The organism is Streptomyces sp. NPDC031064 (assembly GCF_055570965.1).
This window is the reverse complement of sequence record NZ_JBVIGF010000003.1, coordinates 514064-537519: the sequence shown is the minus strand read 5'-3', so window position 1 is coordinate 537519 and position 23456 is coordinate 514064. Positions and strand designations below refer to the sequence as shown.

Here is a 23456-nt window from a genome sequence, read left to right as displayed (position 1 = left end):
GTGCCGTCAGTCGTGCACGGCCCATGGAACGGGCCGAGGAGGGCCGTGTGACGACCTATGACGATCGAGCGAGCCTCACAGATCTGACCACCACAGCGGAACGGGTCCGCCGGTCGGTGGAAGGTGTGATCGAAGGCAAGCCTGAGGTCGTACGGCTTTCGCTGACCGTGCTGCTCGCCGAGGGGCACCTCCTGATCGAGGATGTCCCCGGCGTCGGCAAGACGATGCTGGCCAAGGCGCTGGCGCGGTCCATCGACTGCTCCGTGCGGCGCATCCAGTTCACGCCCGACCTGCTGCCGTCGGACATCACCGGTGTCTCGATCTACGACCAGCAGCGGCGTGAGTTCGAGTTCAAGCCCGGCGCGATCTTCGCGCAGATCGTGATCGGCGACGAGATCAACCGCGCCTCGCCCAAGACCCAGTCGGCGCTGCTGGAGTCGATGGAGGAGCGCCAGGTCACCATGGACGGGCAGAGCTACGAACTGCCCAGCCCCTTCATGGTGGTGGCCACGCAGAACCCGGTCGAGATGGAGGGCACCTACCCGCTGCCCGAGGCGCAGCGCGACCGCTTCATGGCCCGCGTCTCGATCGGCTACCCGAGCGCCGAGGCCGAGCTCCAGATGCTGGACGTGCACGGCGGGGTGTCGCCGCTCGACGACCTCCAGCCGGTGGCGCACGCCCACGACATCGTGAAGCTGATCGACGCGGTCCGCATGGTCCACGTCTCGGAGGCGGTCCGGCGGTACGCGGTCGAGCTCGTCGCGGCGACCCGCACCCACCCCGACCTCCGGCTCGGCGCCTCGCCGCGCGCCACGCTGCACCTGCTGCGCGCCGCGAAGGCGTCCGCCGCGCTGAGCGGCCGTGACTACGCGCTGCCGGACGACGTCCAGGCGCTGGCCGTCCCGGTGCTGGCGCACCGGCTGCTGCCGACGTCCCAGGCCCAGCTCAACCGGCGCACCTCCGAGCAGGTCGTCCGCGACATCCTCCAGCGCACACCGGTGCCCACGGCGGCGCCGCCCGCGGCCGCGCCGAGGTCCGGCAGCCCCATGTCCGGCGGCCACGTCCCGGGCGGGCACGTCTCCGGCGGTCCGGTGTCCGGTGGGCACGTCTCCGGTGGCCATGTCTCCGGTGGGCACGTGCCGGGCGGTCAGGTGCCCGGCGGCCCCGTGTCCGGCGCCCCGCTGTACGGCCAGCAGCAGCCCGGCGTACGGCGGCTGTGATGACGGCCGGGGGGCCCGCCGCCCAGGACGGCGACAACATGGGCGGGGTACGGGCCGCCCTCGGTGGGCTGACCACGCGCGGCCGGTCGTTCCTGGCGGCCGGCATCGCGGCGGCGATCTGCGCGTACGTGCTGGGCCAGGGCGACCTGCTGCGGGTCGGGCTGCTGCTCGCCGTGCTGCCGCTGGTCTGCGTGACCGTGCTCTACCGCACCCGCTACCAGGTGGCGGGCAGCCGCCGGCTGTCGCCGCAGCGGGTGCCGGCCGGCTCCGAGGCGCGCGTGCACCTGCGGATGGAGAACGTCTCGCGGCTGCCCACGGGGCTGCTGATGCTCCAGGACCACGTGCCGTACGTGCTGGGGCCACGGCCCCGGTTCGTGCTGGACCGGGTGGAGGCGGGCGGGCGCCGTGAGGTGTCCTACCGGGTCCGCTCGGACCTGCGCGGGCGCTATCCGCTGGGGCCGCTCCAGTTGCGGCTGAGCGACCCGTTCGGGATGTGCGAGCTGACCCGGTCGTTCAGCGCGTACGACATGCTCACGGTCATACCGCGCACCGAGCCGCTGCCGCCGACATCGCTGTCGGGCGAGGCGTCTGGGTACGGCGAAGGGCGGCACCGGTCGCTGGCGCTGGCCGGCGAGGACGACGTGATCCCGCGCGAGTACCGCTACGGCGACGACCTGCGGCGGGTGCACTGGCGCTCCACCGCGCGGTACGGCGAGCTGATGGTGCGCCGCGAGGAGCAGCCGGAGCGGGCCAGGTGCACCGTGCTCCTGGACACCCGTGCGGTGGCCTACCAGGGTTCCGGGCCGGACACCGCCTTCGAGTGGGCGGTGTCGGGCGCGGCGTCGGTGGTGGTGCACATGCTGGAGCGGGGCTTCGCGGTCCGGCTGCTGACCGACGAGGGCAGTGCGCTGCCCGGCGACGGCGGGGACGGGTTCGCCTCGCCGGCACAGGACTCCGCCGAGGCGGCGGGCCTGATGATGGACACGCTCGCGGTCGTCGACCACTCCGACGGGGCGGGGCTCTCGCGCGCGTACGAACTGCTGCGCGGCGGGAACGAAGGACTGCTGGTCGCCTTCATCGGCGACCTGGACGAGGAGCAGGCGGCGGTGACGGCCCGGATGCGGCAGCGCACCGGTGCGGCCGTTGCCTTCGTCCTGGACAGCGGCACCTGGCTGACCGGCGGCGCGGTCGCCGGGGCCGTGGAGGACAGGCTGCGACGGTTGCGCGACGCGGGGTGGACGGCGGTGGCCGTTCCGGCCGGGGCGTCGCTCGGCGAACTGTGGCGGGACGCGGGCCGGGCCCGTACGGGATCGGGATCGGGTACGGCGAGCAGTGGGATGACCGGGGTTTCGGGGGGTTGGTCATGAGCGGTCGCGGGAGGCTGGCGCTGTGCGCGTTCGCCGCCACGCTGATGGCGGCGGGCGCGTTGCTGCCGCTGGTCGATCCGGCCACCTGGCTCCTCCAGGCGGCGGTGCTGGTGGCGGTGCAGAGCGGTGCGGGCGCGCTGGTCCGGCGCTGGACGTCGGCCCGGGCACTGACGGTGACGGTCCAGGCCGTGGTGGCCCTGGTGTCGCTGACGGTCGTGTTCGCCCGGGACCACGCCGTGGCCGGGTTCCTGCCCGGGCCGGACGCCGTCCGGCAGTTCGGTGTCCTGCTGACCGCGGGTGCGGAGGACGTGGGGAAGTACGCGATCCCGGCGCCCGAGACGGACGGCATCCGGCTGATGCTGGTCGGCGGTGTGCTGGTGATCGGGCTGGCGGTGGACGTCCTCGCGGTGACGTTCCGCAGCGCCGCCCCGGCCGGTCTGCCGCTGCTCGCGCTGTACTCGGTGGCGGCCGGGCTGTCGGGCGGCGGCGCGAGCTGGCTGTGGTTCCTGCTGGCCGCCGCCGGTTATCTGCTGCTCCTGCTGGCCGAGGGCCGCGACCGGCTCTCCCAGTGGGGGCGGGTCTTCGGCGCCGCGGCGCCCTCCCGGCGCGGCCGGGGGACGGCCGGGCCGCTGTCCCCGGGCGGTGGGCCGGTGGCCCCGGTGCGTACCGGGCGGCGGATCGGTGTGGTGGCCCTGGGCATCGCGCTGGCCGTGCCGGCGGTGCTGCCGTCGCTCAGCGGCGGGCTGCTCGACAGCGTGGGCAACGCGGGCGGCGAAGGCGGCGGGGGCACCATCGAGGCGGTCAACCCGCTGGTGTCCTTGCAGGACAACCTGACGCAGCCCGAGGACCGCGAGGTGCTGCGGTACAACACCAACGCGGAGGAGACCTCCGGGCTGTATCTGCGCCTGGTGGCGCTCGACCGGTTCGACGGCACGTCCTTCAGGACCTCCGAGCGCCCCATCGGGGACGTACCGGAGGAGCTGCCGCGCCCGGAGGGGCTGAGCGGGAACGTCAGCACGTCGGAGATCACCACCAACATCTCGGCGTCCGGCACCTACGAGCAGAAATGGCTGCCGCTGCCCTATCCGGCGTCCCGGGTCGACATCGACGGGCGCTGGCGGTACGAGCCGGCCGGGCGCACGCTCGTCGGCGACGAGGGCCAGACCACCAAGGGCGCGCGGTACTCGGTGCGAAGCCTGGTCGTGAACCCGACCCGGCAGCAGTTGGCGTCCGCCCCGCCGGCCCCGGACGCACTGGCGCGGGAGTACACCAAGGTGCCCGAGAACCTGCCCCAGGACGTGAAGGCGACGGCGCTGCGGGTCACCAAGGACGCGGCGAACGACTACGAGCGGGCCGTCAAACTCCAGGACTGGTTCGCCGTGGAGGGCGGCTTCCGCTACGACACCGCGGTGAGGTCGGGTACGGGGGTCGCGGCGATCTCCCAGTTCCTGAAGAACAAGGAGGGGTTCTGCATCCACTTCTCCTTCTCGATGGCGGCGATGGCCCGGACGCTGGACATTCCCGCGCGGGTCGCGGTCGGCTTCACTCCGGGTGCGCCGCAGTCGGGCGGCACCATGTCGGTCGGCATCCGCGACGCCCACGCCTGGCCCGAGCTGTACTTCGAGGGCGTGGGGTGGACCCGCTTCGAGCCGACGCCGACGCGCGGCTCGGTGCCCGAGTACACCCGGCAGGAGACGCCGACGGGTGAGCCGAGCACTCCGGCCGCGCCCGAGGCGAGCGCCACGGCGGCGCCGTCCGCGCAGCCTTCCGCCCAGGAGAGCTGCCCGCCGCAGGCGCGGCGGCTGGGCGAGTGCGGCGACACCGAGGAGCCGGACGCCGCCGCGGCGGGCGGGTCGGGCCCGCCGATGGGCACGATCCTGCTCGTCGCGGCCGGTGTGGTGGCCGTGGTCCTGATACCGCTGCTGCCGCTGCTGTGGCGGACGCGGGTACGGGCACGGCGCCTCCGTACGGCCGGGCAGGCCCTGGCGGTGTGGGAGGAGGTCATCGACACGGCGTGGGACCACGGCATCCCGCCGGACGATGCGCAGACGCCGCGCCAGACGGCCGTGCGGATCATCCTGCTGGGCCACCTGGACGGGGCGCCGGCCGAGGCGGTGCACCGGGTCGCCGACGCGGTGGAGCAGGTCCTGTACGCCCCGCGGCCGCGGCCCGCGACCGGGCTGGCCGAGGACGCCGCCCGTGTCCGCCAGGGCCTGGCCGCCGGTGCCGGCCGGGCCGGCCGGCTGCGCGCGCTGCTGCTGCCGCGCTCGGCCGTGCGGGTGGTGTGGGCGCTCTCGGACCGCTGGACGGCGCTCACCACCCGCTGGGCCGACCACCGCCGCCGCCTGCTGACCCGCTGGTCCGCCGCCCTCCGCCGCCCCACCCGCCAACGCGGCTGACGCGCGGACGGGCGGCGCCTCGCGGCCCGCTCCCGATCGGAAGGCCCCGGCCGGGTGGCCGGGGCCTTCCGGTCGGGGCCTGATGGGTCGGCCTGCTGCCTGGGCAAGGGCCGGGGCCTGGTGGCCAGGGTCCGGGGGCTTGTTGGCCAGGGCCTGATGGTGGTCGGCCTGTTGCCTGGCCAAGGGCCGGGGCCTGGTGGCCAGGGTCCGGAGGCTTGTCGGCCGGGGCATTGTGGCCGGGGCCTGATGGTGGTCGGCCTGTTGCCTGGGCAAGGGCCGTGGTCGACGGGCCGCGGCCTTGGCGCGACACCGACTCCCCTGTGCGTGCCCGTGCGGCACGGGCGGGGCGGGGCGCCGGAAAGGTCGGCGGGGCCGACGGGCCGACGGGGCCGCGGACATGGGTGAGGGGCGACCGCCCTTGAGCGGTCGCCCCTCACCCGTAAGTCACGCTGGGGCCCGGCCTCGCGGCCGTGCGTTCAGTGGCCCTGCTCGTCGCGGCGGCGCTGCCACCGCTGCTCGATCCGGTCCATCATCGAGCGGCGTTGCCGGGGGTGGTGCCGGCCGTGGGCGGCCGTGCCTCCCTCGGCCTGCTGCTCGCCCGGCTTGGGCGCCTTGCGCCATCCGGTGACCGCGAGGACCGCACAGCCGAGCATGACGAGGAATCCCACCACGCTGATCCAGATCTGCTGCGCGACCATTCCGGCCATGAGGAGCGCGATACCCACCAGGAAGCCTGCGACAGCCTGGTAGACCCGTCGCCGGGTGTATGTACGCAGCCCGCTTCCCTCGAGCGCTGTCGCGAACTTGGGATCTTCGGCGTACAGCGCTCGCTCCATCTGCTCGAGCATTCGCTGCTCGTGCTCCGAGAGCGGCACGGAGTCCTCCTCGTCGTCGGTCGCTGGGGGCGACCGGTATGCGGCCCTTTCAGGATAGGCAGGGATTCGCCCCCGTGAAACCCGCCCTCTGTGCCATTTCACCGATCGGGCCGCCATGCCGGTTCGGCTGGTGAGGCGTTGATTCCCCGTCCTCCGATCCGTCATGCCGGATGGTGTCCCTCGATCATACGGGGATCCGGACGCGAGCGGGGGGCCTGTGGCGTACTCCATCTGCCGCTGCGCCGCTGATCAGCCCGCTGCTCGGCTCAGCCGCGCTTTTCGCCCAGCACGTGCAGTTGGGTGGCGACCGACCGGAACGCGGGCAGCTCGGCTGCGGCCGCCTCCAGCTTGAGGAGCGCGTCCAGGGCGCCGGGCTCGGTGTCGACGAGGACACCGGGCACGAGGTCGGCGAAGACCCGTACGCCGTGCACGGCGCCGACCTCCACGCCGGCCGCCTCCACGGCCTCGGTGAGCTGCTCGGCCGTGAAGCGCCGGGGCACCGGGTCGCCCTCGCCCCAGCGGCCGGCCGGGTCGGTGAGCGCGCGGCGGGCCTCGGTGAAGTGCCCGGCGAGCGCACGCGCGAGGACCGCGCCGCCGAGCCCGGCCGCGAGCAGACTGAGCGCGCCGGAGGGCCGCAGGGCCTCCACCGCCTTGCGCACGCCTTCCGCGGGGTCGTCCACGTACTCCAGGACGCCGTGGCACAGCACCACGTCGTAGCCGCCGCGCTCGACGACGTCGAACAGGCCGTGGACGTCGCCCTGGACACCGCGCACCCGGTCGGCGACGCCGGCCTCGGCGGCACGGCGCTCCAGCGCGAACAGCGCGTTGGGGCTGGGGTCGACGACGGTGACCCGGTGCCCGAGCCGCGCGACGGGCACGGCGAAGTTCCCGCTGCCGCCGCCGGTGTCGAGGACGTCCAGGCTGTCCTTGCCGGTCGCCTTGACCCGGCGGTCGAGGGCGTCCTCGAGAACGTCCCACACCACGGCGGTACGAAGGGAGGCGCGGGGGCGCTGCGGGTCCGACACGGCTGTTGACTCCTAGGTGACGGTTAACGAACGCTTCCCACCCTATGGCCTGACGGGCTGTGCACGGTCCCTCAATCCGGCTGGTCCGCCGGCGTCCTTCGGACCCGTGGCCGCGGCAGCACCGGCTCGGGCACAAACAGCCGCTCCACCAGGCCCAGGAACATGGTCACGTCCCGGATCAGGTCGTCGGCGTCACGGCTGCTGGCCGCGCCCCGTATGCCCGCCTCGGCGCGCGCCCGGCGGGAGGCCCCGGCGGCGAACAGGGCGCTCCACTCGGTCAGCTCGGGCGCGATCTCCGGGAGCACGTCCCAGGCGCTGCGTATCTGCCGGCGTTTGCGCGGAGTGGTCTCGGGGCGGCCCCGGACCGCGAGCACGGCGGCCGCGGTGCGGAGGGCGGCGAGGTGCGCGGTGGCGTACCGCTCGTTGGGGGTTTCGAGGGTGCTCGCCTCCTCCAGGCCCGCGCGGGCCTGGTCGAGCAGGTCGAGGGCGGCGGGGGGCGCCGAGGCGCGACGCTGCACGGGGTGGACGTCGCTCGCCGCCGCGTGGGAACCGGCCATGACGAACCTCCAGTCGTCGTGTGACGGCACTGTGGCCGTATGTGTCCATCGTGCAGGCCACCACTGACAATCGGCCCTGACCTGGTCTTTTGCTTCGATCGAAGGTTCGGAGTAGTTTTTGCACTGACTGGTCAGTTCAAAGAAATGGGGGCTCGTGGACCACCAGGACGACGACCTGGAACGCCCGGAGAAGCGGGACACAGTGGCGGGGGAAGAGGCGCAGGCCGCCCACACCGAGGACGCGGACCACACCGAAGACGCGGACCACGACGACGAGGCGAAGCCCGGTGACCAGGCGGAGCCCGGTGCCGAGGCGCCGGCCGACGACACGGCACCCGGCCCCGGCCCTCGCCCCGGCGACGACGCCCCGCGGCAGCGCGGTGCGGCGGTCGTCGCGGAGGGCTTCGGGATGAAGGGGCCCAGAGGCTGGGCCTTCCGAGGCGTCACCGTGGACGCCGCGCCCGGCGCGCTCGTGACGATCGAGGGACCGTCCGGCTCCGGACGCACCTGCCTGCTGCTGGCCCTCACCGGCCGGATGCGCCCGACCGAGGGCCACGCGGAGGTCGGCGGGCTGCGACTGCCGCGCAAGATGGCCGCCGTACGACGGATCAGCGCGCTCGGCCCGGTGCCCGGCGTCAGCGACCTCGACCCGGCGCTGACCGTCGCCGAGCACCTCCGTGAACGGGCCCTGCTCCAGCGCCGGTTCGACGGCTCCCCGCTCGCCCTGCTGCGGCCGCGCGCCGAGCGGGCCGCCGCCTCACGCGCGCGCGTGCGGGCCGCCCTGGACGCCGCCGGTCTCGACCTGGACGCCCTGCCCAAGAAGGACCGCACGTCCGTGCGGGACCTGGAGCGGCTGGAGGCGCTGCGCCTGTCGATCGCCCTGGCCCTGATCGGCGAGCCGCGCCTGCTGGCCGTCGACGACATCGACCTCAAGCTCTCCGACGCCGACCGCGCCGAGGCCTGGGCGCTGCTGCGGTCCATCGCCGACGGCGGCACGACCGTCCTGGCCGTGTGCAGCGAGGCGCCCGGGAACACGATCACCATCCGGACCACCGAGGAGGGGGCGGCCGATGCGCTCGCCGAAACTGGCCGCGCTTGAGCTGAAGCGGTTCGGCAGGGGGAAGCTGCCGCGCGCCGCGCTCGTCGCGGTCCTGCTGCTGCCGCTGCTGTACGGCGCGCTGTACCTGTGGTCCTTCTGGGACCCGTACGGCAGGCTCGAGAAGCTGCCCGTCGCGCTCGTCAACGAGGACCGGGGCGCCACCGCCGACGGCAAGAAGATCACCGCGGGCGACGACATCACCAAGAACCTGCGCGAGAGCAAGGTCTTCGAGTGGCACGAGGTGAGCGACGCGGAGGCCCGTGAGGGCGTCGAGAACGGCACGTACTACCTGTCGCTCACCATGCCCGGGGACTTCAGCGAGCGCATCGCGTCCAGCTCCGGCGCCGCGCCCGAGACGGGCGCCCTTCAGGTGCGTACGAACGACGCCAACAACTACATCGTGGGACAGATCTCGCGGACCGTGTTCGCCGAGGTCCGCACCGCCGCGTCGACGAAGTCGTCCCGGTCGTTCCTGGACAAGATCTTCATCAAGTTCTCCGACCTCCACGACGCCACCGAGAAGGCGGCCAAGGGCGCCGACGAGCTCAAGGACGGTGCCGCGAAGGCCAAGAAGGGCTCCAAGGACCTCTCCGACGGCCTCACCGACGCCAAGAAGGGCAGCGGCGAGCTGGCCGGCGGTCTGAAGAAGCTCGACAAGGGCGCGTCCGACCTGGAGACCGGCGCCCGGCAGGTCGCCAACGGCACCCAGGTGCTCGCCGACAAGGTCAATGGTGTGGCCGCCGACGTACGGCCGTACCTCAAGGACAACGGCAAGCAGATCGGCGATTCCGCCCGGCTGGTCTCCGACCTCTCCAAGGGCATGCGCAACAGCCTGGACCTCATCGTGAAGCGGGGGCCGACCCTGCGGACGGGCGCGCACGTCGCCGCCGACGAACTGGCCGCCATCCACAAGGAGCAGTGCGAGGACAACCCCCTGCCCGACGCCAAGGCGTGCCCCAAGCTGGAGAAGGCGAAGGTGGCCTCGGCCGACGTGGCGACGGTCGCCGACGACCTCCACGAGCTGGCCAAGGACAGCAACGGCGACCTCAAGCGACTGGACGCGCAGCTCAAGGACCTCCAGACGAAGGCCGACGCCCTCGCCAAGCGGGCGCCGAACCTCGACGAGGACCTCGCCTACGCCGTCGGCAAGATCAACGAGCTGAACGCCGGCGCCCACAAGGTCGCCACCGGCGCCGACACCCTGCACACGGGCCTGAGCACCGCCAAGTCGGGCTCCACCGAACTCGACAGCGGCGTCGGGCGGCTCAAGAAGGGCGCCGGCGAGCTCGACAGCGGCCTGTACAAGCTCGCCGACGGTTCCACCGAGCTGGCCACGGGACTCAACGACGGCGTCGAGAAGATCCCCGACTACGACAAGGACTCCCGCGACCGCCGCACCGAGGTCATGGCCGACCCGGTCAAGCTCGCCTCCCAGTCGCTGCACAAGGCGCCCAACTACGGCACCGGATTCGCCCCGTACTTCATCCCGCTCTCCCTGTGGGTGGGCGCCATGGTGGCGTACATGCTGATCCAGCCGCTCAACCGCCGTGCGCTCGCCGCCGGTGCCTCCGCCTGGCGCATCGCGCTGGCCGGCTGGCTCCCGGTCGCCACGATCGGCGTGCTCCAGGTGGCGGCCCTGATGTCGGTCCTGCACTGGGCCCCGGGGCTGGGTCTCCGGATGGCCCGTCCCGCCGGGACGGTGGCCTTCCTGCTGCTGGTCACCTGCTGCTTCGCCGCCATCATCCAGTGGCTGAACGCCCGCTTCGGCGCGGCCGGACGGATCCTGGTCCTGGCCCTGCTGATGCTCCAGCTCACGTCGGCGGGCGGCACCTACCCGGTGCAGACCAGCCCCGGCTTCTTCAACGCGATCCACCCCTTCCTGCCGATGACGTACGTCGTCGAGGCACTGCGCCGGCTGATCACGGGCGGCGGCATCGGACCGGTCTGGCAGGCCTGCGCCGTGCTGGCCGCCTTCACCGCCGGGGCGCTCGCCCTGACCGCCCTCTCCGCGCGCCGCAAGCAGGTGTGGAGCCTGGACCGCCTGCACCCGGAGCTGAGCCTGTGAGCGCCGGGCCTGTGAGAATCGACGCCATGGACACCCAGAGCAGCAGACGGCAGGCCACCCGCACCAAGCTCTACGAGGCCGCGGTGACCCTCATCGCCGAGCAGGGCTTCTCGGCGACGACAGTGGACGAGATCGCCGAGCGCGCCGGGGTGGCCAAGGGCACGGTCTACTACAACTTCAAGAGCAAGACCGAGCTCTTCGAAGAGCTGCTGCGGCACGGGGTCGGACTGCTCACCGAGTCGCTGCGTGCCGCCGCCGACGAGACGGCGGCGCGCGGCGGGACCAGGGTCGAGGCGCTGGACGCGATGATCCGGGCCGGTCTGTTGTTCATCGACCGCTACCCGGCCTTCACCCAGCTCTACGTGGCCGAGCTGTGGCGCACCAACCGCGCCTGGCAGTCGACCCTCCTGGTGGTGCGCCAGGAGGCGGTCGCCGTCGTCGAGACGGTGCTGCGGGAAGCCGTGGCCGACGGCGAGCTGAGCGACGAGATCGACATCCCGCTGACCGCCGCCGCGCTGGTCGGGATGGTGCTGGTGGCGGCGCTGGACTGGCAGGCGTTCCAGCGTGAACGGTCCATCGACGACGTCCACTCGGCCCTGTCCCGGCTGCTGCACGGGCGCGTGAGCGGCCGCTGAGACCGCCGTACACGAAGAAGCCGGTCCGGTGAGGCTCGATCCCCCCGAGCCTCACCGGACCGGCGTCATTCCCCCGTGTCCCCCGATTTCCCCGTGCCCCCCGTACCCCCGTGCGGTCCCCCGTGTTCCCCCGTGTTCCCCCTGGTGGGAGAGCCCTGACCACCGTGTTTCCCCCGTTGGTCCCGGGCCCTCCTTTGTGCACCCCCGTTCCGTCAGGTGCGCGGTGCCGGTACCGCCGCCCCGTGTCGGCGGTGTCGGCTCCGCGCCCCTTCCGTGGTCTCCACTCTTCCGTCCGGGCCCATCCGGTCCCATCCGCGTACCTACTCATCTCGCTCCCTAGGTACGGGTACTCAGACGTCCGTGCTCATGCGCAGCCGGACGCCGGATAAGGTCCGTGACATGGCACGGATTGTGGTGATCGGCGCGGGGATGGGCGCCATGGCGGCGGCGGCCCGGCTGGCCGTGGCGGGCCACCGGGTGACGGTGTACGAGCGCATGGAGACGTACGGCGGCGCGGTCGGCCGGTACGAGCGGGACGGCTTCGCCTTCGACACCGGACCGGGCCTGCTGCACCTGCCCGCCGTGTACCGGGACCTGTTCGTGAAGACCGGCAAGGAGCCGCTGGAGCGGTGCGTCGAGCTGGCCCAGGTCGACCCGGCGAGCCGGCACGTCTTCGCCGACGGTACGGCGGTCTCGCTGCCGAACGCCTCGCGCGCCGGGATCGTCTCCGCGCTGGACGCGGCGCTCGGCGCGGGCGCCGGGGCACGGTGGGGCGAGTTCCTGAACCGTGCCCGGGACGCCTGGGACCGCTCGCGGCGGCCGCTGCTGGAGGAGCCCCTCCCGGCGGACGTGACGCCGTTCGCGCGCGACCCCTACCCGGCGCCGAGGACCGGTCTGCTGCGCCGTCCGGCGGCCACGCTCGCCGATGTGGGGCGGCGCGAGCTGCGCGACCCGCGGCTGGCCGCGCTGCTGGAGAGCCACGCCCTGGCGTACGGCTTCGATCCGGCGACCGCCCCCGCTGCCGCCGCCGTGCTGCCGTACATGGAGCAGACCTTCGGGAGCTGGTACGTGAGCGGCGGCATCCGGGCGCTGGCGGACGCCGTGTACGAGCGGTGCCGGCAGCGGAAGGTGGAGTTCGTCTTCGGCACGCCGGTGACCCGTGTCCTGGTCAAGGACGGCCGGGCGGTCGGCGTCGAGCTGGACGACCGGGAAGCGGTCGAGGCCGACCACGTGGTCGCGGGCGCGCCCCTGCCGGCGCTGTACCGGGACCAGGTGCTGGAGTGGGACAGCCAGGACGAGTGGCCGCGTCACCAGGAGGGCGTGCGGACGGGCCGGGTCACGGTGTGCCTGGCGCTGCGCGGCGCGCGGGAGCCGGGCGCCGCGCACCGGACGGTGGTGCACTCCGCCGACCGGGCCGACGAACTGGACGCCCTGGCGCGGGGCCGGCTGTGCGAGCGGCCCACCGTCGTGGTGCTGCGCCCCGACGACGAGCGGCTGCGCCCGGACGGGGACCACGAGTCGGTGACGGTGACCGCGACGGTGCCGGCGGGTGGGGCGTTCTCGTCGGAGAACCTGTGGGGCTCGGACGGGCAGCCGGCCGTGGAGGGCTTCGCCGACCGGATGGTCGAGGCCGCGGCGGCCGCCGTGCCCGAGCTGCGGGAGCGGCTGCTGTGGCGGGTGGTGCGCACCCCGGCCGACACGTTCCGCGAGACGGGCGCGTACCAGGTGCCGGGTCCGGCGCTGGCCGGCGCGCGCGGGTCGCTGCTGCCCGCCGCGAATCCGGCGCCGCTGGACGGGCTGTACTTCGCCGGGGGCTGGGCGCACCCGGGCGGCGGGCTGGCCCACGCCGGGATGTCGGGTGCCCTGGTGGCCGGGCTCATCGTGGAGGGCGCGGGCTTCCGGGGCTCTCAGTAGCGCCGAGGGCCGGCCCCCGGGGCGGTCGGCAAACGGACCGCCCTCAGTAGCGGTACGGGTCGCCCTGGGCCTGGTCCGGGTCGTAGCCGTACGGGGGCTGCTGCGGGGCCTGCTGGTCCCCGTCGCGCTGCTGCGGCACCCAGACGCCGCCGGGCGGGGTTTCCATGCCGTACTGGGGGGCGTAGGGGTCGGCGTACTGCTGCTGGCCGCCGTAGCCGTTGTCGTACGGGGTGGTGCCGGCGTACGGGTCGGAGTAGGCGGCGTACCCCTGCGGGTCCCCGGTGCCGTAGTCGTGGGTGGCCGTGGCGTAGCCGCCCTGCTGGTCGTAGGCGGGGGCGGCGTAGGTGCCGTACCCCTGGTCGTAGGAGGCGGTCTGGTCGGCGGGGGCGTAGCCGGGTGCGGCGCCGTAGACCCCGTACTGGCCGGTCTCGTCCGGCAGCGGCTCCGGTGCGTAGACCGCCGTGGTCTCGGCGGCCGTCGGCTCCTGGTCCCGGTGCTGGTCCCGGTGCTGGTCCTGTTCCCGGTCCGGCTCCTGCTCCTCGTATGCGAGGTTCGTCACCTCCAGGGTCGGTCCGGCGGCGGCGCCCGTCGCCCCGGACTTGCGGCGGCGGCTGGCCCCGGGGCGGCCGCCGAGCGCCCACCCGGTCGAGAAGCCCCGCCGGAAGGAGAGCGTCACGTACGTCTGGCCGATCGCGAAGGCGATGGCGCCCACGGCGATCACGGGGACGGAGGGCAGCAGCACGCCGAGGACCACGCCCAGGAACCCGGCGAAGGCGAGCAGCCGCCAGCGCAGCCGGGCCTTGTACTGCAGGAGCACTTCACCGAGCAGCCACAACGCGACGACGCCGAACGCGATGTAGAGGACCGTCCAGCCCATGCCCGCCCCTCTCGTACGGCCCCCCGCCCCGGGACTGGCGGGTACGGCCGGTCAGGACTGCTCGTGCAGTCCGAGATTCTCGTAGATCTCGAGCGTCGCCGTGGAGTTGTTGAGCGTGATGAAGTGCAATCCGGGGACACCCTCGGAGAGCAGCCGTGCGCAGAACTCCGTCGCGAACTCGATGCCAATGGAGCGTACAGCGGCCGGATCGTCCTTGACTGCGAGGATCCGCTCTTTCAGCTCGGGCGGGAAGTGGGCGTTGCTGAGCTGAGCGAACCGTTCGATCTGCTTGACGCTGGTGACGGGCATGATCTCGGGGATGATCGGGGTCTCGCAGCCCTTGGCCGCGACCCGGTCGCGCAGCCGCAGATAGTCCTCGGGGAAGAAGAACATCTGGGTGATCGCGTAGTCCGCGCCCGCACGGCACTTGTCCACGAAGTGCCGGATGTCGGTGTCCCAGTCGGTGGAGCGCGGGTGCATCTCGGGGAAGGCCGCGACGCCGACGCAGAAGTCGCCGGACTCCTTGATCAGCCGGACCAGGTCGGCGGCGAACCGCACGCCCTGGGGGTGCGGGACCCACTCGCCCATCGGGTCGCCGGGCGGGTCGCCCCGGACGGCGAGGATGTTGCGGATGTCGGCGTCGGCGTACTGGCCGATCATGTTGCGCAGCTCGGCGATCGTGTGGTCGACGGCGGTGAGGTGCGCGACGGGCGTGAGCGTGGTGTCGGCGGCGATCTCCTGGGTGGCCTTGACCGTCCCGGCCCTGGTGGAGCCGCCGGCTCCGTACGTCACGGAGACGAAGCTCGGAGCCACGGCTTCGACGCGGCGCAGCGCGTTCCAGAGGTTCCGCTCGCCCTTCTCCGTCTTGGGCGCCCAGAACTCGAAGGAGTACGACGTTTTGCCGGTCGCGAGCAGATCGCGCACCGTTCGCGCGCGATCTGTCCTGGTGGAAGGTGTGCCAAGGGCCATACGGGCAGGTTAGCCACGGGTCGGGCGTCACCCAACCAGAGCAGGGTGATTTGTCGGTTTTGCCGGGTTGTTGTCCACCCCTTGGACAATCGTGGACACGGTGACCCGGGCGCGGCGCCTACGCGGAGCGCCCGCTACGCCGTGCGCTCGCGGACCCGCTTGGCCAGCGCCGCCGTGGCCGCCGCCGGGTCGTCCGCCTCGGTGATCGCCCGGACGACGACGATCCGGTTGGCGCCGGCGTCCAGCACCTCGTCCAGGTTGCCCGCGTCGATGCCGCCGATCGCGAACCACGGGCGGTCCTGGTCCAGCGACGCCGCGTACCGCACGAGGCCGAGCCCCGGCGCGTACCGCCCCGGCTTGGTGGGCGTCGGCCAGCACGGGCCCGTGCAGAAGTAGTCGACGCCCGGCTCGGCGACCGCCGCGTCCACCTCGGCCTCCGCGTGCGTGGAGCGGCCCACCAGCACCTCGTCGCCCAGGATGACGCGGGCGGCCGGAACGGGCAGGTCGCCCTGGCCCAGGTGCAGCACGTCGGCGCCGATGGCGTGCGCGACGTCCGCCCGGTCGTTCACCGCCAGCAGCTTGCCGTGCCGGCGGCAGGCGTCGGCGAACACGGCCAAGTGCTCCAGCTCCTCGCCCGCCTCCATGCCCTTGTCACGCAACTGCACGATGTCCACACCCGAGGCCAGCACGGCGTCGAGGAACGCGGGCAGGTCGCCCTGGCGCTTGCGGGCGTCCGTGCAGAGGTAGAGCCGGGCGTCGGCGAGCTGGGCGGCGCGTGCGGTGGACATGAGGTGTTCCCCCCGGTTGGTGCGGCGGTGTACGGGCCAGAGGCTGGGCTCCCCGGCCCGTACACCGCCTGGTGTGTCGGTGTTCCGCCCGGCGTCGGCCGCCGGGCGCCTACCAGGACGCCGCCGGGCGCTTGCCGGGACGTCGCGGCGCTTACCAGGACGTCAGACGGCGAGCGCCTGGGCGCGGCGCTTCACCTCCGTGCCGCGATTCTCGCTGAGCGCCTGCGCGGGCGTGCCCGGCAGGCTCGGGTCGGGGGTGAAGAGCCACTCGAGCATCTCTTCGTCGGTGAAGCCGTCGTCCTTCAGGAGCGTCAGGGTCCCGGCGAGACCCTTGACCACCTTGCCGTCCTTGATGAAGGCGGCAGGGACCTGGAGCGTCCGGTTCTCACCACGGCGCACGGCGATGAGCTGGCCCTCCTTGACCAACTGCCGCACGCGCGTCACCTCGACATCGAGCATTTCCGCGATGTCGGGCAGGTGGAGCCAGGCGGGGACGAGAGCATCGATCTTTGCGTCAATCTCGGTCACGGCACTAGCGTGCCATCCCGCACTGACAGTCGGTAGCCGGGCTACGCCGGACCGGCCCCCGCTACGCCCGAGCGGCCGACTTCAGCGGTACGGAGGGGTCGGCGACGAGCCCCGGGTCGAGCGGCGTGCCGGACTCGATGAGCTTGCGCCCCTGGGCCAGGTCGCGGGGGCGGCCGACGGCCAGCAGCGCGACCAGGGCGTCCTGCCGCAGCCACGCCACGGACCAGGCGGCACCGGCCGGGTCGCCCCGCCACACCATCGTGTCGGCGGCCGGGTGATGACCGGCGTACTGCACGAACCGCCCGAACTGCTCGGACCAGAAGTACGGCACCGGGTCGTACGCCCGGGGGGCCTCGCCGACGATGTCGGCGGCCACCGTGCGCGGCCCCTGGAGGGCGTTGTCCCAGTGGTGCACCATCAGCCGCTCGCCGTAGCGGGCGGAGGGGAAGGACGCACAGTCGCCCACGGCGTACACGTCGGGCGCGGACGTGCGCAGGTGGTCGTCGGCGGTGATGGCGCCCTCCGGGCCGAGCGCGATACCCGAGCCGGCCAGCCAGGCGGTGGCCGGCCGGGCGCCGATGCCGACGACCACGGCCCCGGCGGGCAGCAGGCGCCCGTCCTCCAGGGCGACCTCGCCCGGTTCGAGGTGCGCCACGCGCGCGTGCGTCAGGAGTTTGGCGCCGCTCTCCTCGTACCACTCGGCCATCGGGGCGGCGACCTCGGCGGGCAGCGAGCCGGCCAGCGGCCGGCCGGCGGCCTCGACGACGGTGACCGCGCAGCCCGCCTCCCGGGCGGCCGTCGCGAACTCGGCGCCGATCCAGCCGGCCCCGACGACCACCACGTCGTGCTTCTCGGTCAGGACCGGGCGCAGCCGCTCGGCGTCGTCGAGGGTGCGCAGCAGGTGGACCCCGCGGACGCCCTCGGAACCGGGCAGCGCGATGGGCTGGGCGCCGGTGGCGACGACGAGGACGTCGTACGGGACCGGCCCCGCCTCGGTGTCCACCTCGTGCGCGTCCGGGCGCAGGGCGGTGACCTCGACGCCCAGGCGCAGTTCGATGCCGAGCGACTCGAAGTCCACGTCGAAGGCCGATCCCTCCGCCGTCCCCAGGAGCACCGCCTTGGACAACGGAGGCCGGTCGTAAGGCTGGTGGGGCTCCGCGCCGATCAGCAGCACGGGACCGGTGAAGCCCTGCTCGCGCAGCGCCACCGCCGTCTGCACACCCGCCATCCCGGCGCCGACGATGACGACGCGCCGCTCTGCTTCCATCCGCTCGTTCACCCGTCCACCTTATGCACCTGACACATCGTCAAGAAGAGACCGGCGGGAGAGACCGGGACGGAAGGCCGGAAGACGGAGGGGCGGAAGACGGAAGGACGGAAGACGGAAGCTCTTCCACCACGCTGGTACCACTGCCCTCCTGCGACTCCCATTCCCAGGTCTCCTCCAGCCGAACGCGCCCGTCGTCAAGTTCCACGACCGTGGCGACGCAGTGACCCGACGCCGTCCGGCCGTCGCGCTTGAGCTGGACATACCGAAAGTCGAGACGATCTCCCTCACGCGTCCCGACGAGGTGGCCGCGCACCACGTCCCCGCCCGCGTACTCGGCCCAGACGCACCCGTCCCCCTCGTGGTACGTGAACCGGGTCGCCGTACCGACCTGACCGGGAGCCTGGTCCGCCACAGGGGCGAGGACCAGCCCGTCGAGCGACCGCGCCACGGTGAAGCTCCCTTACAGCCGGTTGCGGGGTGGGGTTAGTCTGGCCACCGTAGAGCACTCGCGGGAGCCCGGACGCACCGGGCTGAGAGGGAGGCTGGGACGGCCTCCGACCGTACGAACCTGATCCGGGTCATGCCGGCGAAGGGAGGGGCTGGACGCCCATGCATCCACGTACGTCAGACGTCCTCGTCGTCGGGGGCGGAATCATCGGCCTGGTCACGGCCTGGCGGGCGGCGCAGCGCGGTCTGCGGGTCGCCGTGGTCGACCCGGGGCCGGGCGGCGGGGCCGCGCAGGTCGCCGCGGGCATGCTCGCCGCGGTCACCGAACTCCACTACGGCGAGGAGACGCTCCTCGGGCTCAATCTGGAGTCGGCGCGCCGCTACCCGGACTTCGTCACCGAACTCCAGCAGGCCGCCGGCGGCGTGGACGTCGGCTACCGCGCGCGCGGCACGCTCGCCGTCGCCCTGGACGCCGACGACCGCGCCCACCTGCGGGAGCTGCACGCGCTCCAGCACCGCTCGGGCCTGGAGTCGGAGTGGCTGACCGGCCGCGAATGCCGCCGCCTGGAGCCCATGCTGGCGCCGGGTGTGCGCGGCGGACTGCGGGTGGACGGCGACCACCAGGTCGACCCGCGGCGGCTCGCCGCCGCTCTGCTGGCCGCGTGCGAGCGGGCGGGCGTGGTGGTCCACCGCGCCTGGGCGGAGCGGCTGGTGGTCCTGCGGGACCGGGCGGCGGGGGTGCTCCTGAGCGATGGCACCGAGCGGGCCGCCGACCAGGTGGTGCTGGCCGCCGGCAGTCTGAGCGGCCGGCTCGGCGGCGTACCGGACGAGGTGCTGCCGCCGGTACGGCCCGTCAAGGGGCAGGTGCTACGGCTGTCGGTGCCGTCCGCGTACGCGCCGTTCCTGAGCCGTACGGTACGGGCGGTCGTGCGCGGCAGCCATGTGTACCTGGTGCCGCGCGAGAACGGCGAGCTGGTGGTGGGCGCGACGAGCGAGGAGCTGGGCTGGGACACCACGGTCACGGCGGGCGGGGTGTACGAGCTGCTGCGTGACGCGCACGAGCTGGTGCCCGGCATCACGGAGCTGCCCCTGACCGAGACCCGCGCGGGCCTGCGGCCCGGCTCCCCGGACAACGCGCCGCTGCTGGGGCCGACCGCACTGCCCGGGCTGCACCTGGCGACGGGGCACTACCGCAACGGGGTGCTGCTGACGCCCGTCACCGGCGACGTGATGGCCACCGTGCTGACCACCGGGGAGCTCCCGGAGGAGGCTCGCGCCTTCACCCCGGCCCGCTTCTCCCCCGCCGCCTCCGCCGCGGTCTCCCCCGCCACCTCCACCGTCACCGTAGGAGTGTCATGAACGTCTCCGTGAACGGCGAGGCGCGACAGCTCGCCGGCCCCACCACCCTCGACGCCCTGGTCGCCACCCTCACCACCGCGCCGTCCGGGGTCGCCGCCGCCGTCAACGAGACCGTCGTCCCGCGCAGCCAGTGGCCGGGGACGCTCCTCGGCGACGGCGACCGGGTCGAGGTCCTCACCGCGGTCCAGGGGGGCTGAGCCATGGCCGACGACCGTCTGACCATCGCCGGGACCACGTTCGACTCCCGGCTGATCATGGGCACCGGCGGGGCGCCCAGCCTCGACGTACTGGAACGCTCCCTGGCCGCCAGCGGCACGGAGCTGACGACCGTGGCGATGCGCCGCCTCGACCCGACCGTGCAGGGCTCGGTGCTGTCCGTCCTCGACAAGCTCGGCATCCGGGTCCTGCCGAACACGGCGGGCTGCTTCACCGCGGGCGAGGCCGTGCTGACGGCCCGCCTCGCGCGGGAGGCGCTCGGCACGGAGTGGATCAAGCTGGAGGTCGTCGCGGACGAGCGGACCCTGCTGCCCGACCCGATCGAGCTGCTCGACGCGGCCGAGACGCTGGTCGACGACGGCTTCACCGTCCTGCCGTACACCAACGACGACCCGGTGCTGGCGCGCAAGCTGGAGGACGTGGGCTGCGCGGCCATCATGCCGCTGGGCTCGCCCATCGGGTCGGGGCTCGGCATCCGCAACCCGCACAACTTCCAGCTCATCGTGGAGCACGCACGCGTGCCGGTGATCCTCGACGCCGGCGCCGGTACGGCGTCCGACGCGGCGCTGGCCATGGAGCTGGGCTGCGCGGCCGTGATGCTGGCCTCGGCGGTGACCCGGGCCCAGGAGCCGGTCCTCATGGCGGAGGCGATGCGGCACGCCGTCGAGGCGGGCCGCCTGGCGTACCGGGCGGGACGGATTCCCCGCCGCCACTTCGCCGAGGCCTCCTCCCCGGTCGAGGGCCGCGCGGCCCTGGACCCGGAGCGACCGGCGTTCTAGCGCCCGCACCGGGCCGGGCGCGGCCAGGCGCGGTGCGGGCGTCGGCGGAGCTGCCGGTGCCCACGGCTCCGGGGCGGGCGCGGCCCGGCCCGGCCGGGGCTGCCGGCTGCGCCCCCGGCGGCGGCCGGCGTGGCCGGGGGCTGGCGGGCTGCGCCCCCGGCGGGTGTCACAGGTCGGCTTCAGTCCAGGCCGTGGCAGGTACGGGGCGGTGGGGGTGTCGGTGGGGGCTCGTAGACTCGGGCGGGTGGATACGACCCTGCACGACCCCCTCGTCGGCCAGCTCCTCGACGGCCGTTACCGGGTCGACGCGCGCATCGCCGTCGGTGGCATGGCCACCGTCTACCGGGCCGTCGACACCCGGCTCGACCGGGTGCTCGCCCTCAAGGTGATGCATCCCGCCCTCGCGACCGACGCGACGTTCGTGGAGCGGTTCATCCGCGAGGCCAAGTCCGTGGCGCGCCTCTCGCACCCCAATGTGGTCGGCGTCTTCGACCAGGGCGCCGACGGGGCGTACGTCTACCTGGCGATGGAGTACGTCGCCGGGTGCACCCTCCGGGACGTGCTGCGCGAGCGCGGCGCGCTCCAGCCCCGGGCGGCGCTCGACATCCTGGAGCCGGTGCTCGCCGCGCTGGGCGCCGCGCACCGGGCCGGGTTCGTCCACCGGGACATGAAGCCGGAGAACGTCCTGATAGGGGACGACGGCCGGGTCAAGGTCGCCGACTTCGGGCTCGTCCGGGCCGTCGGCGCGGCCACCAACACCACCGGCTCCGTCCTCGGCACCGTGTCGTACCTGGCGCCCGAGCAGATCGAGCACGGCACCGCCGACACCCGCGCGGACGTGTACGCGTGCGGTGTCGTCCTGTACGAGATGCTGACCGGTGCCAAGCCGCACGCGGGCGACACGCCCGCCCAGGTCCTCTACCAGCATCTGAACGCGGACGTCCCGCCGCCCTCCGCCGCCGTGCCCGGCCTCTCGGTCGAGCTGGACGAGCTGGTGGCGAGCGCCACCGCCCGCAACCCCGAGGTGCGCCCGCACGACGCGGTGGCGCTCCTCGCGCAGGCCCGCGAGGCCCGCGCCGCGCTCGGCGACGACCAGCTCGACCTGATCCCGCCGCAGGCCCGTACCGACGGCGGGACCGGCGTCGAGGCCGGGGCCGACGCCGGGGCCGGCGGCTCCGAGGACCCCACCAGCGTGATCGCGCGGGCCCTGCCCGGCGAGCAGGACGGTGTCCAGCGCACCAGCCGGCTCGTCATGCCCCCGCGGCCCGGGCCCGAGCCGGAGCGCCACCGCCCCGCCCGCGCCCCCTTCGGCAACGCCCGTCGTGGCGTGCTCGCCGCCGTCGTCGCCGTCCTGCTGGTCCTCGGCGTGGGCGCGGGGGTCTGGTACATCAACTCGGGGCAGTTCACCCGGGTCCCCACCGTGCTCGGGCAGACCCAGGCGGAGGCCGAGAAGCGGCTCGCCGACGCCGGGCTGGACGTCAAGGACGTCAAGCGGGACTACAGCAACGCCTACAAGCGGGGCACCGTCATGGCCGCCGACCCCGCGCCGGGCGAGCGCATCCGGGGCAACGGCTCGGTGACCCTCACCGTCTCGCGCGGCCCCAGGATCGTGAAGGTGCCGAACCTCAAGGGCCTGGCGCTCGCCGACGCCAAGCGGGAGCTCACCAAGGCCGGTCTCGCCCCGGGTGTGATCACCCGGGCGTTCAGCCAGGAGTTCGAGCAGTCCACGGTCATCAGCTCCGACCCGGAGGCGGGCACCGAGCGCAGCCCCGACTCGGCGGTCGCCCTGGTCGTCAGCAAGGGCGCCCCGATCGACGTCCCGGACGTCACCGGGGACACCGTGGAGGACGCCAGCCGGACACTGGAGGAGGCCGGGCTCACCGTGAAGGTCGCCCCCGCGCGGGTCCACTCCACCGAGGCGGCGGGAAGCGTGGCCGCCCAGTCCCTCTCCCAGGGCAGCCAGGCCGCCAAGGGCGACACGATCACCCTCACCGTCTCCAAGGGCCCGCGCATGGTCGACGTCCCGGACGTCACCGGGAAGAACGTCGACGACGCCAAGCGGGAGCTGGAGGGCGCCGGCTTCACGGTGAAGGTCGAGAAGGGCTTCCCCTTCCTCGGGGACACCGTGGACAGCCAGTCCGTCAGCGGCGGCGAGCAGGCGCCGGAGGGCAGCACCATCACCATCAAGACCAAGGGACTGTAGAAGCACATGAGGAACCCCGTCGGCGGCCATGTCCCCGTGGCCGGCGGCCTCGCCAAGACCGGCCTCACCTACGCCCGCGAGATCGGCGCCGAGACCGTCCAGGTCTTCGTCGCCAACCCGCGCGGCTGGGCCACGCCCGCCGGAAACCCGGTCCAGGACGAGCTGTTCCGCGAGGAGTGCGCCATCGGCGGCATACCCGCGTACGTGCACGCCCCCTACTTGATCAACTTCGGCTCCCACACCGAGGCGACCGTCGAGTTCTCCGTGGCCTCCCTGCGCCACTCGCTGCGCCGCGCCCGGGACATCGGCGCGCTCGGCGTGGTCGTGCACACCGGTTCGGCGACCGGCGGCCGCCCCCGGCACGAGGCCCTGGCGCAGGTGCGCACGCACATGCTGCCGCTGCTGGACGAGCTCACGCACGACGACGACCCGTTCCTGCTGTTGGAGTCGACGGCCGGTCAGGGCGCCTCGCTCTGCTCCCGCACCTGGGACTTCGGCCCGTACTTCGAGGCGCTCGACGCCCACCCCAAGCTGGGTATCTGCCTGGACACCTGCCACATCTTCGCGGCCGGGCACGACCTGACCGGCGAGCACGGCGTACGCCAGACCCTTGACCTGCTGGTCGACACGGTCGGCGAGGGCCGGCTGAAGCTGATCCACGCCAACGACTCCAAGGACGTGGTGGGCGCGCACAAGGACCGTCACGCGAACATCGGCGCGGGTCACATCGGCGAGGACCCGTTCCGTGAGCTGATGCGCCACCCGGCCACCGACGGCGTTCCGCTGGTCATCGAGACTCCCGGCGGCAAGGAGGGACACGCCGCGGACATCGAGCGCCTGAAGAAGCTGCGAGACGGTTGAGGA

20 protein-coding genes, 1 pseudogene and 1 riboswitch are annotated in these 23456 nt (G+C 73.6%); of the genes and pseudogenes, 12 read left to right on the top strand and 9 right to left on the bottom strand.

All coding sequences use genetic code 11. The annotated features are described in order from the left end of the window. The first annotated feature begins 47 nt into the window (after window positions 1-47). From ACZ46W_RS13505 to ACZ46W_RS13495, 3 genes are read left to right on the top strand one after another with little or no spacing between them, the layout of a single operon-like run. Window positions 48-1220 carry an AAA family ATPase gene (locus ACZ46W_RS13505; protein ID WP_468336043.1) on the top strand — a complete coding sequence of 391 codons (1173 nt, stop codon included), beginning with the start codon at window positions 48-50 and terminating at the stop codon, window positions 1218-1220. Beyond that, entirely contained in the window at window positions 1220-2587 is a 1368-nt protein-coding gene (locus ACZ46W_RS13500) for a DUF58 domain-containing protein (RefSeq protein WP_468336040.1), read from the top strand. The genes ACZ46W_RS13505 and ACZ46W_RS13500 overlap by 1 nt, the downstream gene beginning before the upstream one ends. Beyond that, window positions 2584-4986 carry a transglutaminase TgpA family protein gene (locus ACZ46W_RS13495; RefSeq protein WP_468336037.1) on the top strand — a complete coding sequence of 801 codons (2403 nt, stop codon included), beginning with the start codon at window positions 2584-2586 and terminating at the stop codon, window positions 4984-4986. Before ACZ46W_RS13500 ends, ACZ46W_RS13495 begins: the two co-directional genes overlap by 4 nt. A 476-nt stretch (window positions 4987-5462) precedes the next feature. On the opposite strand, the gene ACZ46W_RS13490 is transcribed toward ACZ46W_RS13495, so the two are convergent. The 3 genes from ACZ46W_RS13490 to ACZ46W_RS13480 form a co-directional block, all read right to left on the bottom strand. Next, window positions 5463-5861 carry a DUF3040 domain-containing protein gene (locus ACZ46W_RS13490; protein ID WP_468336034.1) on the bottom strand — a complete coding sequence of 133 codons (399 nt, stop codon included), beginning with the start codon at window positions 5859-5861 and terminating at the stop codon, window positions 5463-5465. 266 nt (window positions 5862-6127) lie between these two features. After that, window positions 6128-6886: a methyltransferase gene (locus tag ACZ46W_RS13485; RefSeq protein ID WP_366129118.1), complete on the bottom strand. Its 759-nt coding sequence runs from the start codon at window positions 6884-6886 to the stop codon at window positions 6128-6130. Between the two features lie 71 nt (window positions 6887-6957). After that, complete coding sequence (locus ACZ46W_RS13480; RefSeq protein ID WP_468336031.1) at window positions 6958-7443, bottom strand: SAV_6107 family HEPN domain-containing protein; 486 nt, start codon at window positions 7441-7443, stop codon at window positions 6958-6960. 154 nt (window positions 7444-7597) lie between these two features. Here ACZ46W_RS13480 and ACZ46W_RS13475 point away from each other — a divergent pair, with 154 nt between their 5' ends. The 4 genes from ACZ46W_RS13475 to ACZ46W_RS13460 all read left to right on the top strand — a co-directional run bounded on the left by ACZ46W_RS13475 (window position 7598) and on the right by ACZ46W_RS13460 (window position 13156). Beyond that, complete coding sequence (locus tag ACZ46W_RS13475) at window positions 7598-8542, top strand: ATP-binding cassette domain-containing protein (RefSeq protein WP_468336028.1); 945 nt, start codon at window positions 7598-7600, stop codon at window positions 8540-8542. Then, on the top strand, window positions 8514-10607 hold the full coding sequence (locus ACZ46W_RS13470; protein ID WP_468336025.1) for a YhgE/Pip family protein: 2094 nt from the start codon (window positions 8514-8516) through the stop codon (window positions 10605-10607). The genes ACZ46W_RS13475 and ACZ46W_RS13470 overlap by 29 nt, the downstream gene beginning before the upstream one ends. Before the next feature lie 26 nt (window positions 10608-10633). Further along, window positions 10634-11242, top strand: coding sequence for a TetR/AcrR family transcriptional regulator (locus tag ACZ46W_RS13465; RefSeq protein WP_468336022.1), 609 nt, complete (start codon window positions 10634-10636; stop codon window positions 11240-11242). Between the two features lie 399 nt (window positions 11243-11641). Then, window positions 11642-13156 (top strand): phytoene desaturase family protein, encoded by a 1515-nt coding sequence (locus ACZ46W_RS13460; RefSeq protein WP_468336019.1) that lies wholly within the window; start codon window positions 11642-11644, stop codon window positions 13154-13156. Window positions 13157-13199: 43 nt separating this feature from the next. On the opposite strand, the gene ACZ46W_RS13455 is transcribed toward ACZ46W_RS13460, so the two are convergent. The 6 genes and pseudogenes from ACZ46W_RS13455 to ACZ46W_RS13430 form a co-directional block, all read right to left on the bottom strand. After that, the gene (locus ACZ46W_RS13455; protein ID WP_468336016.1) at window positions 13200-14033 is read right to left on the bottom strand and encodes a hypothetical protein; all 834 of its coding nucleotides are present in this window, start codon (window positions 14031-14033) and stop codon (window positions 13200-13202) included. Between the two features lie 51 nt (window positions 14034-14084). Further along, a complete protein-coding gene (gene metF / locus ACZ46W_RS13450) occupies window positions 14085-15002 on the bottom strand; it encodes a methylenetetrahydrofolate reductase [NAD(P)H] (RefSeq protein WP_468336013.1) in 918 nt (305 codons plus the stop codon). Between the two features lie 134 nt (window positions 15003-15136). Continuing rightward, complete coding sequence (gene thiE / locus ACZ46W_RS13445; protein WP_468336010.1) at window positions 15137-15790, bottom strand: thiamine phosphate synthase; 654 nt, start codon at window positions 15788-15790, stop codon at window positions 15137-15139. Window positions 15791-15952: 162 nt separating this feature from the next. Continuing rightward, entirely contained in the window at window positions 15953-16318 is a 366-nt protein-coding gene (locus tag ACZ46W_RS13440) for an Rv2175c family DNA-binding protein (RefSeq protein ID WP_366129126.1), read from the bottom strand. A gap of 61 nt (window positions 16319-16379) precedes the next feature. Beyond that, entirely contained in the window at window positions 16380-17585 is a 1206-nt protein-coding gene (locus ACZ46W_RS13435) for an NAD(P)/FAD-dependent oxidoreductase (RefSeq protein ID WP_468336996.1), read from the bottom strand. A 112-nt stretch (window positions 17586-17697) separates the two neighbouring features. Further along, window positions 17698-18036, bottom strand: a pseudogene (locus ACZ46W_RS13430) (avidin-fold protein); the annotation flags it as partial. Between the two features lie 50 nt (window positions 18037-18086). Beyond that, window positions 18087-18200: riboswitch (TPP riboswitch) on the top strand. On the opposite strand from ACZ46W_RS13430, the gene thiO reads away from it, so the two are divergent. From thiO to ACZ46W_RS13405, 5 genes are all read left to right on the top strand, one after another. Then, the gene (gene thiO, locus ACZ46W_RS13425) at window positions 18198-19394 is read left to right on the top strand and encodes a glycine oxidase ThiO (RefSeq protein ID WP_468336007.1); all 1197 of its coding nucleotides are present in this window, start codon (window positions 18198-18200) and stop codon (window positions 19392-19394) included. (Overlaps the previous riboswitch by 3 nt.) Then, window positions 19391-19591, top strand: coding sequence for a sulfur carrier protein ThiS (gene thiS, locus ACZ46W_RS13420; protein ID WP_366129129.1), 201 nt, complete (start codon window positions 19391-19393; stop codon window positions 19589-19591). The genes thiO and thiS overlap by 4 nt, the downstream gene beginning before the upstream one ends. A gap of 3 nt (window positions 19592-19594) precedes the next feature. After that, a complete protein-coding gene (locus tag ACZ46W_RS13415; RefSeq protein WP_468336003.1) occupies window positions 19595-20389 on the top strand; it encodes a thiazole synthase in 795 nt (264 codons plus the stop codon). Between the two features lie 244 nt (window positions 20390-20633). Continuing rightward, the gene (gene pknB / locus ACZ46W_RS13410; protein ID WP_468336000.1) at window positions 20634-22592 is read left to right on the top strand and encodes a Stk1 family PASTA domain-containing Ser/Thr kinase; all 1959 of its coding nucleotides are present in this window, start codon (window positions 20634-20636) and stop codon (window positions 22590-22592) included. A 6-nt stretch (window positions 22593-22598) separates the two neighbouring features. After that, the gene (locus ACZ46W_RS13405) at window positions 22599-23453 is read left to right on the top strand and encodes a deoxyribonuclease IV (protein ID WP_468335997.1); all 855 of its coding nucleotides are present in this window, start codon (window positions 22599-22601) and stop codon (window positions 23451-23453) included. Window positions 23454-23456 lie beyond the last annotated feature (3 nt).